The 13,823-nt window shown below is 75.3% G+C and carries 11 protein-coding genes; 4 read left to right on the forward strand and 7 right to left on the reverse strand.

Translation table 11 applies throughout. The features are described 5' to 3' along the window. Nucleotides 1–20 precede the first annotated feature (20 nt). The 4 genes from IE273_RS35080 to IE273_RS35095 all read right to left on the reverse strand — a co-directional run bounded on the left by IE273_RS35080 (nt 21) and on the right by IE273_RS35095 (nt 4,467). Entirely contained in the window at nt 21–452 is a 432-nt protein-coding gene (locus IE273_RS35080) for a DUF4186 domain-containing protein (RefSeq protein WP_189819166.1), read from the reverse strand. Between the two features lie 76 nt (nt 453–528). Continuing rightward, complete coding sequence (locus IE273_RS35085) at nt 529–1,626, reverse strand: mechanosensitive ion channel family protein (protein ID WP_189819167.1); 1,098 nt, start codon at nt 1,624–1,626, stop codon at nt 529–531. A 189-nt stretch (nt 1,627–1,815) separates the two neighbouring features. Then, nucleotides 1,816–3,354 carry an amino acid permease gene (locus tag IE273_RS35090; protein WP_189819168.1) on the reverse strand — a complete coding sequence of 513 codons (1,539 nt, stop codon included), beginning with the start codon at nt 3,352–3,354 and terminating at the stop codon, nt 1,816–1,818. Nucleotides 3,355–3,480: 126 nt separating this feature from the next. After that, complete coding sequence (locus IE273_RS35095; protein ID WP_189819169.1) at nt 3,481–4,467, reverse strand: hypothetical protein; 987 nt, start codon at nt 4,465–4,467, stop codon at nt 3,481–3,483. Nucleotides 4,468–4,768: 301 nt separating this feature from the next. On the opposite strand from IE273_RS35095, the gene IE273_RS35100 reads away from it, so the two are divergent. The 3 genes from IE273_RS35100 to IE273_RS35110 are packed head-to-tail and all read left to right on the forward strand — an operon-like array spanning nt 4,769 to nt 8,822. Further along, the gene (locus tag IE273_RS35100) at nt 4,769–6,199 is read left to right on the forward strand and encodes an FGGY family carbohydrate kinase (RefSeq protein WP_189819170.1); all 1,431 of its coding nucleotides are present in this window, start codon (nt 4,769–4,771) and stop codon (nt 6,197–6,199) included. Then, nucleotides 6,196–7,599, forward strand: coding sequence for an FAD-dependent oxidoreductase (locus tag IE273_RS35105; protein ID WP_189819171.1), 1,404 nt, complete (start codon nt 6,196–6,198; stop codon nt 7,597–7,599). Before IE273_RS35100 ends, IE273_RS35105 begins: the two co-directional genes overlap by 4 nt. Continuing rightward, on the forward strand, nt 7,596–8,822 hold the full coding sequence (locus IE273_RS35110; RefSeq protein WP_189819172.1) for an NAD(P)/FAD-dependent oxidoreductase: 1,227 nt from the start codon (nt 7,596–7,598) through the stop codon (nt 8,820–8,822). Before IE273_RS35105 ends, IE273_RS35110 begins: the two co-directional genes overlap by 4 nt. A 27-nt stretch (nt 8,823–8,849) precedes the next feature. Here the strand turns inward: IE273_RS35110 and IE273_RS35115 are convergent, their stop codons facing one another. Continuing rightward, a complete protein-coding gene (locus IE273_RS35115) occupies nt 8,850–9,614 on the reverse strand; it encodes a crotonase/enoyl-CoA hydratase family protein (protein ID WP_189819173.1) in 765 nt (254 codons plus the stop codon). A 46-nt stretch (nt 9,615–9,660) separates the two neighbouring features. Then, on the reverse strand, nt 9,661–10,614 hold the full coding sequence (locus tag IE273_RS35120) for a lysylphosphatidylglycerol synthase transmembrane domain-containing protein (protein ID WP_189819174.1): 954 nt from the start codon (nt 10,612–10,614) through the stop codon (nt 9,661–9,663). A gap of 96 nt (nt 10,615–10,710) precedes the next feature. Between IE273_RS35120 and IE273_RS35125 the strand changes: the two genes are divergently transcribed. After that, nucleotides 10,711–12,798, forward strand: a complete 2,088-nt coding sequence (locus IE273_RS35125; RefSeq protein WP_229887851.1) for an ABC transporter ATP-binding protein — start codon at nt 10,711–10,713, stop codon at nt 12,796–12,798. Between the two features lie 312 nt (nt 12,799–13,110). On the opposite strand, the gene IE273_RS35130 is transcribed toward IE273_RS35125, so the two are convergent. Further along, nucleotides 13,111–13,539 carry a hypothetical protein gene (locus IE273_RS35130; RefSeq protein WP_189819175.1) on the reverse strand — a complete coding sequence of 143 codons (429 nt, stop codon included), beginning with the start codon at nt 13,537–13,539 and terminating at the stop codon, nt 13,111–13,113. Nucleotides 13,540–13,823: the final 284 nt, after the last annotated feature.

Below are 13,823 nucleotides of genomic sequence, written 5' to 3' on the forward strand. Positions count from 1 at the left end.
GTCTGCAACATTGCTCGACATCAAGATATCTCGTGCCCGGGGTCGGCTCGACAGGGGTCCTGGCCGGAAAATGCGCCGTCCGCCATCTCGCGCGCGATCCAGCGGCTGATCACCTCCACCACGTACGCGTGCTCGACACGGGTCAGCGCGCGTCCCTTGGGGATGCCGTGCCAGCGCTCCAGGCAGCCCCGGCAGCAGGTGGCGGTCGCGTGCTGGGCCACGAACACCGGGTGGCCGCGGTACGGCGTCTGCCGGCCGTCCTTGTACGGCTCGGCCGGCGCCAGCCGCTTCGCGATCAGGTCGTACGCGTGCCACCGCAGGGTCGCCGGTCCCTTCAGGGCGGCGGTCGCCCGGTCCCGGCCGCGCAGGTGGAACTTCGCCCGGAACGGCTGGCGCGCGAGGGCGTCCAGCCGCCGGTCGAGCGTACGGGGGTCCGGGGCCGGCGTGGTCATGCTGCTTCGAGCATACGTGCCGGTCGGGACCTCACGGCCGGGCTGCTCCGTGGCCTGCGGTTCCGGCATCGCGCCCTCAGCGCTGCTCCGTGGCCTGCGCTTCCGGCACCGCGCCCTCCGCGCTGCGCTGCTGCGGGATCACCGCCGAGCCCTGCTGGAGCGAGACCGTACGGGCGGGGGCCGGGATGCTGATGCCCTCCTCGCGGTAGCGGCGGTGCAGGCGCTTGATGAACTCGTGCTTGATCCGGTACTGGTCGCTGAACTCGCCGACGCCGAGGATCACCGTGAAGCCGATCCGGGAGTCGCCGAAGGTGTGGAAGCGGATGGCGGGCTCGTGCTCCGGTACGGCGCCCGAGACGTCCGTCATGACCTCCGTGACCACCTCGGCGGTCACCCGCTCGACGTGCTCCAGGTCGGAGTCGTAGCTCACCCCGGCCTGCACCAGCACGGTCAGCTCCTGCTCGGGCTGCGTGAAGTTGGTCATGTTGGCCTTGGCGAGCTGGCCGTTGGGGATGACCACCAGGTTGTTGGAGAGCTGGCGGACCGTCGTCTGGCGCCAGTTGATGTCCACCACATAGCCCTCCTCGCCGCTGCTCAGCCGGATGTAGTCGCCCGGCTGGACGGTCTTGGAGGCGAGGATGTGGATGCCCGCGAAGAGGTTGGCGAGCGTGTCCTGGAGCGCCAGGGCGACCGCCAGACCGCCGACTCCCAGGGCGGTGAGCAGGGGCGCTATGGAGATGCCCAGGGTCTGGAGGACGACCAGGAAGCCGATCGCCAGGACCAGGACGCGGGTGATGTTGACGAAGATGGTCGCCGAGCCCGCGACCCCGGAGCGGGACTGGGTCACCGAACGGACCAGGCCGGCGATCACCCGGGCCGCGGAGAACGTCACCACGACGATCAGCCAGACCTCGAGCGCCTGGTTCACGTGGTGCTGGACGGTCCGGGTGAGCGGCAGGACGGCCGCTGCCGTCGCCGCGCCGCCCGCGATCGCCGCCCAGGGCACGACCGAGCGCAGCGCGTCCACGATGACGTCGTCGCCGCTCCAGCGGGTCCGCTTGGCGTGCTTCGCGAGCCAGCGCAGCAGGGTGCGCGACATGAAGGCGAGCACCAGGCCCGCCGCCAGGGCGATGCCGGCGAGGACGAGGTCGTCCAGGGTCAGCGCGCGGTTCACCGGTCACCTCCGGGGCGTGCGGCCGCTGCGGAGAGCCGTCTGTGAAGTCTCGTCACGTTGTCACCTGCTCGATGTCCGGGATGTGCGACCGCGCCGGCCGGAGGAACTCCGGTGACCGGCGCGTTCGTTCATCCTGCCGCATCCGGTACACCGGTTCGTACCGGGACCGGCGCTCCGCGGGCAGCCGGCTCAGACGATGCCCTCCGCGAGGTCCGCCTGGTCGCGGTCGCTGCCGTACGCGGCGGTGGTGGGGGTGCCGTACGACCGGCGGGCGACGTACCACCAGACGCTGGCCAGGACGAGGACCACCGCGAGGGCGACGGAGGCGTAGTTCATCGTGTCGACCGTGACCGGCGACGCCTGCGGCAGGCAGAACAGGACCGTCACGCACGCCACCCACACGACCGCGATCCAGCCGACCGGCCTGCTCCAGCGGCCCAGTTGCCACGGACCCGGCTGGAAGCGGTCGCCCGCGCGCAGCCGCAGGAAGACGGGGATGGCGTAGGCCGGGGTGATGCCGATGACGTTGATGGCGGTCACCGCGTTGTACGCCGTCGCCGAGTACAGCGACGGCAGGGCGAGGACACAGGCGACCACGACGGACAGCCAGACGGCGGCGACCGGCGTCTGGGTGCGTCCGCTGACCTTGCGCCACAGGTGCGAGCCGGGCAGCGCGCCGTCCCGGCTGAACGCGAAGACCATCCGGCTGGCCGCGGCGACCTCGGCGTTGCCGCAGAACAGCTGGGCGATGACGACCACGAGGAGCAGGGCGCTCGCGCCGTCGGTGCCGAGGCCGTCCAGCATGATCTGGGCGGGCGGTACGCCGGTGCCGGTGGTGCGCGTGGCGTCGTAGTCCTGGATGGCGAAGGTGAGACCGGCGAGCAGCACGAAACCGGCCAGCCAGGACACCCAGATGGCGCGGACGATGCCGCGGGAGGCGGCCACCGAGGCGTGCGAGGTCTCCTCCGACAGGTGGGCGGAGGCGTCGTAGCCGGAGAAGGTGTACTGCGCGAGGAGCAGGCCGATCGCGGCGACGTACAGCGGGTTGTCCCAGCCGGTCTCGTTGACGAACTTCGTGAACACGAAGGACGCCGACTGGTGGTGGTCGGGGACGATCACCAGTGCGCCGACGATCAGCGCCACGCCCGCCAGGTGCCACCACACGCTGACCGAGTTGAGCAGGCTGACCAGGCGCACGCCGAACAGGTTCAGCACCGCGTGCAGCAGCAGGATCGCGCAGAAGATCAGCATGGTCCGGCCGGGCGTGGGCGTGAAGCCCCACTGGAGGTTGGCGAACGCGCCGGTGAACAGGGCGGCGCCGTAGTCGATGCCGGCGATCGCGCCGAGCAGGCCGAGCAGGTTCAGCCAGCCGGTGTACCAGCCCCAGCGCCGGCCGCCGAGCCGGTCGGCCATGTAGTACAGGGCGCCGGAGGTCGGGTAGGCGCTGGTGACCTCGGCGAGCGCGAGCCCGACGCACAGCACGAACAGGCCGACGCCCGCCCAGCCCCACAGCATCACGGCGGGGCCGCCGGTGTTCAGGCCGAAGCCGTACAGGGTCATGCAGCCGGACAGGATCGAGATCACCGAGAAGCTGATCGCGAAGTTGCCGAAGCCGCCCATGCGGCGGGCCAGCACCGGGCGGTAGCCGAGTTCCCGCAGCCGCTGCTCCTCGTCCTGCTGCGGCAGGCCGGGCGAGGGGGCGGGCGAGGGACCGGGGGTGGGGGACACGCGGGGACCTCCTGGATCAACGGTTGTCGGACGGGCACGTGCAACGGGGTCGTTCAGGGGGCGGTGCGGGGCTGTTCCTGGCGCTGCGGAGGACGGCTGTTCAGGAGCGGGGTGCGGGCGCGGTGTTCAGGAGCGGGAGCCCTCCGCGGCGGCCCGGCAGCGGTCCCGGGCCTGTACGAAGACCTCCACGGCCCGGTCCCGGTCCGGCGTGCGGTACATCCAGGGCGGCGGGGTGAAGTAGGGGCCGATCGCCTCGAACACCTTCGCCGCGTCGGCGAATCGCAGGGCACCCCACAGCGCGTGGGCCAGATGGTTGAGGTCCGGCAGCGCACGTTCGGCGGGCACCGTCCGCTCGAACCAGGAGTGCAGCGCGCGCCGCGCCTCCCGGTCCGCCTCCTCCACCACCCAGTGCAGGTCCAGCGCCGCGTCGTGCCCGCTGTCCCGGCGGTAGCGCTCGACCCGGACGTACAGCGGCAGCAGGTGCAGCGCCGAGCCGGGCGGGGCCTGGCCGGCGGCCCACTGCGCGTACCCGGCGGCCTCCGCGAGCCGTCCCGAACCGCCGCGCGCGTACAGGAACTGGAGCATCCGGTGGTGGGCCTCGCGGTTGAACGGGTCGCGCTTGCCGGCCTCGGCCAGCAGCCCCCAGGGGCCCGGCGGCAGCATCGGCTCCGGCGCGGCGGCCCGGTGCTCCTCCCAGCGCTGCTCCGGGTCGAACTGGGCCAGCGCCAGCAGACACACCCAGGGCACCGGGTCCTGCGGTGCGGCCACGGTCGCCGTCTGGGCGGCGTCCCACGCCTCGATCCACAGCTCATGGGTACGGCGGTGCCGTTCCCGCCGGGCCCGCAGCGCGCGCTCGACGCCGACACGGGCGTGCATCACCACCGCGTGCGCGCTGTCCGGCTCCTCGGTGAGCCAGGCCCGCACCACGTCGCTGCCGGCCGCGGCAGCCGCCAGCACCTGGGTGCGCTGGGTCCACCGCCACCACGGCGTGGTCTCCGCGAGCAGCGTCCGCATGGCCATCCAGCGGCCGGTGCGCAGGTCCTGGAGGGCGGCGCGCAGCGCGTGGTCGGGACCGGCGGGGTCGTAGGAGGGGCGGGCTCCGTCTCTGGCCATCAGCCGTCGGCCCCCGGCCACGGGCGCACGGGCGAGGTGGCGGGGTGACGTTGCAACAGCCCTCCCCTGGGCGGTGATGAAGATGTCTCGTGTGGTCGGCGGTCACTATAGAGGCGCGGGTTCCGCCGTACCATTGTTGCCAAATCAACAAATCGCGGGGCGAGTTGACCGGCGAGCGGAAGACCTTGACTCCGGGGCCGCGGCGGCGGCAGGCTGGCGCGGTGATCTTCAGGGCCGGAGCGGGGGGCGTGGGTCGGACGCGGACGCGGGGCGCCGGACGCGCTTACGCGGAGGGCGTGCGATGACCGGGCCGGTGCTCGCCGTCGACCAGGGCACGTCCGGCACCAAGGCGCTCGTGGTCTGCCCCGAACGCGGTGTCCTCGGCACCGGTTTCGCGGAGGTGCGCCCCCGTCATCTGCCCGGCGGCCTGGTCGAGGTGGACCCGGCGCGGCTGTACGACTCGGTGGTGGAGGCAGGCCGGCGCGCGCTCGCCGAGGCCGGTGAGGACGTCGTCGCGTTCGGCCTCGCCAACCAGGGCGAGACCGTCCTCGCCTGGGACCCGGACACCGGCCGCCCGCTGACCGACGCCCTGGTGTGGCAGGACCGCCGGGCCGAGACCGTCTGCGCCGAACTCACCGCTTGCGCGGAAGAGTTGCGGGAGCTGACCGGCCTGCCCCTCGATCCGTACTTCGCCGCACCGAAGATGGCCTGGATCCGTCGCCACCTCACCCGCGACGGCGTCGTCACCACCTCCGACGCCTGGCTGGTCCACCGCCTCACCGGCGCCTTCGTCACCGACGCCGCCACCGCCGGCCGTACCCAGCTGCTCGACCTGGACCGCGCCGAGTGGTCCCCGCGCGCCCTCGACCTCTACGGCCTGGCCGGCGAACGCCTCCCCGAGGTCACCGACACCGCGCAACCGGTCGGCACCACACGCGCGTTCGGCCCGGAGATCCCGCTCACCGCACTGATCGTCGACCAGCAGGCCGCGCTGCTCGCCCAGCGCGTCACCGGGCCCGGCGCCGCCAAGTGCACCTACGGCACCGGCGCGTTCCTGCTCGCCCCCACCGGCGACCGCCCCCGGCGCGGGGACTCCGGCCTGGTGAGCTGCGTGGCCTGGCGGCTCGCCGGACACACCGGCTACTGCCTGGACGGCCAGGTCTACACCGCCGCCTCCGCCGTCCGCTGGCTCACCGACCTCGGCGTCCTCTCCTGCGCCGCCGACCTCGACCCGGTCGGCGGCACCGTCCCCGACAGCGGCGGGGTCACCTTCGTCCCGGCCCTCGCCGGACTCGCCGCCCCCTGGTGGCGCGGCGACCTGCGCGGCTCCCTCACCGGCCTCGGCCTCGACACCACCGCCGGCCACCTGGTGCGCGCCCTGTGCGAGGGCATCGCCGCCCAGGTCGCCGAACTCGCCGAGGCCGCCGCCCGCGACCTGGGCGCCCCCCTGACCACGCTCCGCGTCGACGGCGGCCTCACCCGCTCCGCGCTCCTCATGCAGACCCAGGCCGACCTGCTGCAACGCCCCGTCGAAGTGTCCGCGCTGGCCGACGCCACCGCGCTCGGCGCCGCCGCCCTCGCCCGCCTCGGCGCGGACCCCGGCCTCAGCGTCGCGGACGCCCTGCCCGACGGGAAACCCGCCGCCGTGTACGAGCCCCGCATCCCGGCCGACCAGGCCGCCGAACGTCGCGCCGGCTTCCGCGCCGCCGTCGCGGCCCTCCTCGGCGCGTGACCGTCACCGCGGCCGGGCCGCTGCCCACGACGCCGTACGACGTGGCGATCGTCGGCGCCGGTGTCGTCGGCTGCGCCATCGCCCGCGAACTCGCCCGCCGGCCCCGGCTGCGCATCGCCCTGGTCGAGGCCCAGGACGACGTCGGCCAGGGCACCTCCAAGGCCAACACCGCGATCCTGCACACCGGTTTCGACGCGACCCCCGGCACCCTGGAGGCCCGCCTGGTCCGCGAGGGGTACGCCCGCCTCGGCGCCTACGCCGCCGAGACCGGCATCCCCGTCGAGCGGGTCGGCGCGCTGCTGGTCGCGTGGGACGAGGAACAGCTCGCCGCGCTGCCCCGGCTGGCCGAGAAGGCCGAGCGCAACGCCTGCCACGACACCGCCCTGCTGGGCCCCGGGGAGCTGTACGCCCGCGAACCCCGCCTCGGCCCCGGCGCGCTCGGCGCCCTGCACATCCCCGGCGAGAGCATCATCTGCCCCTGGACGACGACCCTCGCGTACGCCACCCAGGCGGTCCGCGCCGGCGCCGATCTGCACCTCAACACCGCCGTGCGCGAGGTGAGTCCGTCGGACGGTCACCTGCTGACCACCAGCCGGGGCACCCTGCGCGCCCGCCACCTGGTGAACGCGGCCGGACTGCACGCCGACACCCTGGACCGCGCGCTCGGCCACGAGGACTTCACCGTCACCCCGCGCCGCGGCCAGCTCCTGGTCTACGACAAGCTCGCCCGCCCCCTCGTCCGGCACATCCTCCTCCCCGTGCCGACCGCGCTCGGCAAGGGCGTCCTGGTCGCGCCCACCGTTCACGGCAACGTCCTGCTCGGCCCCACCGCCGAGGACCTGCGCGACAAACGGGCCACCGGATCCACCGACGACGGGCTGGCCGCGCTGCGGGACAAGGGCCGCCGTGTGCTGCCCGCCCTGCTGGAGGAGGAGGTCACCGCCGTCTACGCCGGGCTGCGCGCGGCCACCGGGCACGAGGACTACCGCATCACCGCGCACCCCGGACAGGCATACGTCACCGTCGGCGGCATCCGCTCCACCGGCCTGACCGCGTCCCTGGCCATCGCCGCCCACGTCACCGGCCTGCTGGCCGACGGCGGCCTCGACCTCGGCCCGCTACGGGAACCGGAGCCGGTGACCATGCCCAACCTCGGCGAGGCCTTCCCCCGCCCCTACCAGCGGCCCGACCTCATCGCCGCCGACCCCGAGTACGGCACCCTCGTCTGCCACTGCGAGCGCGTCTCCCGCGGGGAGATCCGCGACGCCCTCGCCAGTACGGTCCCGCCCCGCAGCCTGGAGGGCCTGCGCCGCCGCACCCGCGCCCGGGCCGGCCGCTGCCAGGGGTTCTACTGCGGCGCGGCGGTACGGGAGCTGTTCGAGCGGGGGACGAGACCATGACGGCCCCGCGTCACGTGGACGTCCTCGTCGTCGGCGCCGGTCCCGCCGGGCTCGCCGCCGCCGCGCGGCTGGCCGCCGCCGGGGCCGGGCACGTGGAGGTGCTGGAGCGGGAGGCGCGGCCCGGCGGAGTGCCCCGGCACTGCGCGCACGGCGGCTTCGGCACCTGGACGCACCCGCTGACCGGCCCCGGGTACGCACGGCTGCTCACCGAGGCCGCCGAGCGTGCGGGCGCCACCGTCCGGACCGGCGTGACGGCACTGGACTGGGCGCCGACCGGACCCCGGCTCACCGCCGTCGGCCCCGGCGGACCGGAGTCCGTCACGGCACGGGCCATCGTCCTCGCCACCGGCGCCCGCGAGCGCCCCCGCCCCGCCCGGCTGGTGCCCGGCACCCGCCCCGCCGGCGTCTTCACCACCGGCGAACTCCAGCAGGCGGTCCACCTGTTCGGGCAGCACATCGGCACCCGCGCGGTCGTCGTCGGCGCGGCGGACGTCTCCTACGCGGCGGCGGACACCGTCCGCGCGGGCGGCGCCGAGGTCGTCGCCCTCGTCATGGAACACCCGCGCGCCCAGACCGGCCGTGCCCGCGCCGGGGCGGCCCGGCTGCGCCACGGCGTCCCGCTGCTGACCGGCACCACCGTCACCGAACTCCTGGGCCGCGGACGCCTGTCCGGCGTCCGCGTCCGCCACCGGGACGGCCGTACGGCCGTACTCCCGTGTGACACCGTGGTCTTCACCGGCGACTTCGTCCCCGACCACGAACTGGCCCGGCGCGGCGGCCTCACCCTGGACCCCGGCACCCGTGGCCCCGCCGTCGCCGGCTCCCTGCACACCTCGCGCCCCGGTGTCTTCGCCGCCGGCAACGTCCTGCACGCCGTGGAGCCCGCCGGCACGGCGGCCCGCGAGGGCGCCCGGGCGGCCGGCGCGGTGCTGGACTTCCTGGCGGGCGCGCCCTGGCCGGCCCCCGGCGTACCCGTGACCGTCGAGCCGCCGCTGCGCTGGATCGCCCCGAACCGCGTCGTCCCGGCCGCCCCGCCCGTCCCCCACGTCCTGCGCACCGGCGTCCCGCTGCACCGCCCGGTCCTGTACGTGCGCCAGGACGGCCGCCTCCTGCACCACGAGCGCCCGCGCACCGCCCTGCCCGACCGCACCCTGACCCTCGACCCCCGCTGGCACGGCCGTGTCGACCCCGAGGGCGGGGCGGTGCGGGTGAGCACCCGCTGAGCGCGGGGCCGCCGGAGGAGCGGCGGTTCACCAGTCCGCGAACGACCCGTGTCGTCCGGCACCCGACGCGAACCGGGCGGCACCCTCCGCGCCCTCGGCCAGCACCCCCATGCCCCGGCGCAGTTCGCCGCGCAGCGCCGTCTGTTCGTCCTGCCCCTCCTGGTCCAGGACCGACGCCCGGTCACCGCGCAGGCAGGTCTGCGGGAAGCGGGCGATCCGTGCCGCCAGCGCCTCCGCCTCGGCACGCGCGTGTCCGGTGGGGACCAGCCGGTTCGCCAGACCCATCTCGTACGCCTCGCGGGCCGGGACGGGGCGGCCGGTGAGGATCATGTCCAGGGCCCGGCCGGTGCCGATCAGCCGGGGCAGCCGTACCGTGCCGCCGTCGATCAGGGGCACGCCCCAGCGGCGGCAGAACACCCCGAACACCGCGTCCTCCTCCGCGACCCGCAGATCGCACCACAGGGCGAGCTCCAGGCCGCCCGCGACCGCGTGCCCGGCCACCGCCGCGATCACCGGCTTGGACAGCCGCATCCGCGTCGGCCCCATCGGCCCGTCGCCGTCCTCGGCCACCCGGTTGCCGCGCTCCGTGCCGATCGCCTTCAGGTCCGCGCCCGCGCAGAAGGTGCCGCCCTCGCCCCACAGCACCGCCACCCGGGCGCTGTCGTCCTCCTCGAACGCCCGGAAGGCGGCGGCCAGTTCGGCGGCCGTCGGACCGTCCACCGCGTTGCGGGCCTCCGGCCGGGACAGGACGACCGTGGTGACGTACTCCTCGCGTTCTGTGCGGACCGGCACGGTGGGTGCTCCTTCTGGCGGGGGCGGCTCGGAGGGCCACTGTGCCTCAGATGACCTTCAGCCGCACCAGTGCGCCCAGTGTCAGCGCTCCCGGCACCAGCGGCAGCCACACGGTGATGATCCGGTAGGCCAGCACCACCGCCGTGGCCACCGCGGCCGGGCCGCCCACCGCGACCAGGGCCACGATCAGCGCCGCCTCCACGGACCCGAGCCCGCCGGGCGTGGGCACCAGGGCCACCGCGACCGTTGCGGCGAGGTAGGCCAGCACCATGTGCGCGGGCGGCACCGGCAGCCGCAGCGCCTGCCCGACGGCCGCGAGTCCGGTCGCCTGGAGCGCGGGGAAGGCCAGCGAGCCGCCCCACAGCGCCAGGGCGCGGGCCGGCCGGGTGTGCACCGACCGGGCCTCGTCCAGGGCGTCCCGCGCGAACGCGGACACGCGCGTGCGCAGCGGCCTCACGAGCGCCGTCACGGCCCCCGCCACGACCACCAGGCCCACCGCGCCCAGCAGCAGCGGCGGCGCCGAGCCGTCCGGCAGCAGGGGGCCGAGCCGCAGCGCGTCCGGGAACGCGATCAGCAGCGCGGCCAGCAGCCCGAGCCGGCCCACGCACTCCGCCAGCAGATACAGGGCGAGCGCGGCCGAGGAACGCGCCGGCGGCACCCCGCACACGGTCATGAAGCGCAGGTTCACGGCGCCCGCGCCGAGCCCCGTCGGCAGCAGGTGGTTGGCCGCGCCCGCCGCGAACTGGGTGGCCAGCAGCCGCCCCTTGGGCAGCGGCTGGAGCACCGCGCCCTGCCGGGTGACGGCGGCGGCGACCCAGGTCAGACAGGTCGCCGTGGCCGCCGCGAGCAGCCACGGCCAGGACGCGGTGCGCAGGTGGCCGAAGCCCTCGGCGAGGACCGAGCGGTGCCGTACGGCGGCCACGGCGACGAGCACGAGCGGCACCAGGCAGAGCACCTGGCGCACGGGGAGGCGCCGGCGGGGGAGGGGGACGGCAGTCACATCGGCACAGGCTCTCCCCGGCGTCCCAACACCGGGTGAACCGTCGCGGACATTGACCTCAACGAACCTTGAGGTTCTACGGTCTCTTCCATGAGCATGGAAACCACCGCCTGGACGCAGCTGCACAGCGTGATGAACGCGCAGTCCGAGCGTCGCCCGTTCGCCCGCGCCACCCTGCGCCGCATCGCCGCCTTCGCCCGCCCGCACCGCGCCGGCATCGCCCGGTTCGTGCTGCTCGGGGTGGTGACCGCCCTGCTCGCCGTCGCGACACCCGTGCTCGCCGGCCGCGTCGTCGACGCGATCGTGGCGGGGCACGACTCCGGCACGGTGGTCCGGCTGTCCCTGCTCATCGCGCTCGTGGCGCTCGCGGAGGCGGGGCTCGGCATCCTCGGCCGCCGGCTGTCGTCGACGCTCGGGGAGGGACTCATCCTCGACCTCAGAACGGCTGTGTTCGATCATGTGCAGCGCATGCCCGTCGCGTTCTTCACACGTACGCGTACGGGCGCGCTGGTCAGCCGTCTCAACAACGACGTGATCGGCGCCCAGCGGGCCTTCGCCAACACCCTCTCCGGCGTCGTCAGCAACCTGGTCACCCTGGTGCTGACGCTCGCCGTGATGCTCACCCTGTCCTGGCAGATCACCCTGCTCGCGCTGGTCCTGCTGCCGGTGTTCGTGCTGCCCGCCCGCCGCATGGGCAGCCGGATGGCCCGCATGCAGCGCGAGGCCGCGGCGCTGAACGCGGCCATGGGCACCCGGATGACCGAGCGGTTCTCCGCCCCCGGCGCCACCCTGGTCAAGCTGTTCGGGCGCCCGGAGGAGGAGTCGGCGGAGTTCTCGGCGCGGGCCGCCCAGGTCCGGGACATCGGCGTCCGCACGGCGACGGCCCAGTCCGTCTTCATCACCTCCCTCACCCTGGTCTCCGCCCTCGCCCTGGCCCTCGTCTACGGCCTCGGCGGCTGGTTCGCGCTGCGCGGCACCCTGGAGCCCGGAGCGGTCGTCTCCCTCGCCCTGCTGCTGACCCGGCTGTACGCCCCGCTGACCGCGCTCGCCGGGGCCCGGGTCGAGGTGATGAGCGCGATCGTCAGCTTCGAGCGGGTCTTCGAGGTGCTCGACCTCAAGCCGCTCATCGCCGAGCGGCCGGACGCCCACGAGGTCCCCGACGGCCCGGTCGCCGTCGAGTTCGACGACGTCCGCTTCTCCTACCCGTCCGCCGACCAGGTCTCCCTCGCCTCCCTGGAGGAGGTCGCCGCGCTCGACACCCGCGGCGGCACCGAGGTGCTGCGGGGCATCTCCTTCCGCGCCGAACCCGGCCGGACCGTCGCCCTCGTCGGCTCCTCCGGCGCCGGCAAGTCGACCATCGCCCAGCTCCTGCCGCGCCTGTACGACGTCGACGCGGGCGCGGTCCGCATCGGTGGGGTCGACGTCCGCGACCTCACCTTCGCCTCCCTGCGGGCCACCCTCGGCATGGTCACCCAGGACGGTCACCTCTTCCACGACACCGTCCGCGCCAACCTGCTGCTGGCCCGCCCGGACGCCGGTGACGACGAGCTGTGGGACGCCCTCGGCCGCGCCCGCCTCGCCGACGTCGTCCGGTCCCTGCCCGACGGCCTGGACACGGTCGTCGGCGAGCGCGGCTACCGGCTCTCCGGCGGCGAGCGCCAGCGCATGACGATCGCCCGGCTGCTGCTCGCCCGCCAGCGCGTGGTCATCCTGGACGAGGCCACCGCCCACCTGGACAACACCTCCGAGGCGGCCGTCCAGGAGGCGCTCACCGAGGCCCTGGAGGGCCGTACCGCCGTGGTCATCGCCCACCGCCTGTCGACGGTCCGCGCCGCCGACCAGATCCTGGTCGTGGAGTCCGGCCGGATCGTGGAGCGCGGCACGCACGAGGAACTGCTGGCGGCGCGGGGCCGGTACGCCGAGCTGTACCGCACACAGTTCGCGGGCCGCGGCGAGCCGACGGAGACGACGACACCGGGGACGGCCATGCCGGGCGCCGCGGAGGCGGGGGTGCCGGGGACGGCCATGCCGGGTGCCGCGGAGGCGAGGACACCGGGGACGGTCACGCCGGGTGCCGCGGAGGCGGGGGTGCCGGGGACGGCCATGCCGGGTGCCGCGGAGACGAGGACACCGGGGACGGTCACGCCGGGTGCCGCGGAGGCGGGGGTGCCGACGGCGGGGTGAGGGCGTGCGCGGGGCGACGGGGGCGGGGGTGACGGCGGTGGGGTGAGGGCGTGCGCGGAGCCGCGGGGGACGGCGGTGGGGGACGCGACGGTCACACCACCTCGCGTCCCCGCGCCGGTGCGGGTCACCGGTGATCCGCACACCCCTGGGTGAGCAGCGCGTCGACGGTGCGGAGCCCACGCCGACGAGGCCCCCCGTCTCCTGCGCGACCGGGCTCCGGCGGCTGGCGGGATTCGTCCAGGACGAGGAGATCCGGGACGGACCTCGTCCTCGCCCTCGGCCGGGCGGCCCGGCGCGAACCGGCCAGGCGGGTCACCGGATCGTCCTCCGCGCGCCGGCGGCGCAGCGGCGCGGGCAGGATCGGCTCACCGGGGCTGGTGCGGGACCCGACCACGTCGGCTGCGGCGCGCCGGATCGCGGGGCCGGGATCGTCCAGCAGGGCGAGTGCGCCGGGAGCGCCGTCTCCCACGCCGACGGCCGGCCGGGGTCCAGGGACCGGTCGGCGACCCGCCCGGCCCCGTGCGCCGGACTGGCCGCCAGGTCCAGCAGGCCGCGCCGGCTCGGCACGTCCGGCCGGGCGGCCAGGCGGAGCAGGAAGGGCAGCCTGGCCGGGGCGGCCGGGCGGAGCAGGAAGGGCAGCCTGGCCGGGGCGGCCGGGCAGCTCCAGCCGCCCTGGTGGAAGAGCAGGTTGAGCAGCTCGGACGAGGCGTCCTCACGTCGTCCGGGTCCGGCCCGGCACACCGCACCAACAGATCCGGCACGTCGACGGCGGACCCGTCGTCGTGCTCCAGCACCGCCCGGCCCTCGGCGTCCGGCGCCGCCTGATCTTCGGCGTCCGGCGCCGCCCGCTCCCCGGCGTCCGGTGTCGCCCGGTGCTCGGCGTTCGGCGCCGCCTGGATCCCCGGCGTCCGGCGTCGTCTGGTCCTCGGTCTTCGATATCGCCCCGGTGCTCGGCGTTCGGCGCCGCCCGGCCCTCGGCGTTCGGCGTCGCCCGCTGCCCGGCATCTGGCGTCGTCTGGTCCTCG

This window comes from Streptomyces olivaceoviridis (assembly GCF_014650115.1).
GTDB lineage: Bacteria > Actinomycetota > Actinomycetes > Streptomycetales > Streptomycetaceae > Streptomyces > Streptomyces olivaceoviridis.

Excerpts from the sequence above, each read along its gene's own strand:
- IE273_RS35080 (WP_189819166.1), bottom strand. The coding sequence starts at position 452 with ATGACCACGCCGGCCCCGGACCCCCGTACGCTCGACCGGCGGCTGGAC.
- IE273_RS35100 (WP_189819170.1), top strand. The coding sequence starts at position 4,769 with ATGACCGGGCCGGTGCTCGCCGTCGACCAGGGCACGTCCGGCACCAAG.
- IE273_RS35095 (WP_189819169.1), bottom strand. The coding sequence starts at position 4,467 with ATGGCCAGAGACGGAGCCCGCCCCTCCTACGACCCCGCCGGTCCCGAC.
- IE273_RS35125 (WP_229887851.1), top strand. The coding sequence starts at position 10,711 with ATGGAAACCACCGCCTGGACGCAGCTGCACAGCGTGATGAACGCGCAG.
- IE273_RS35110 (WP_189819172.1), top strand. The coding sequence starts at position 7,596 with ATGACGGCCCCGCGTCACGTGGACGTCCTCGTCGTCGGCGCCGGTCCC.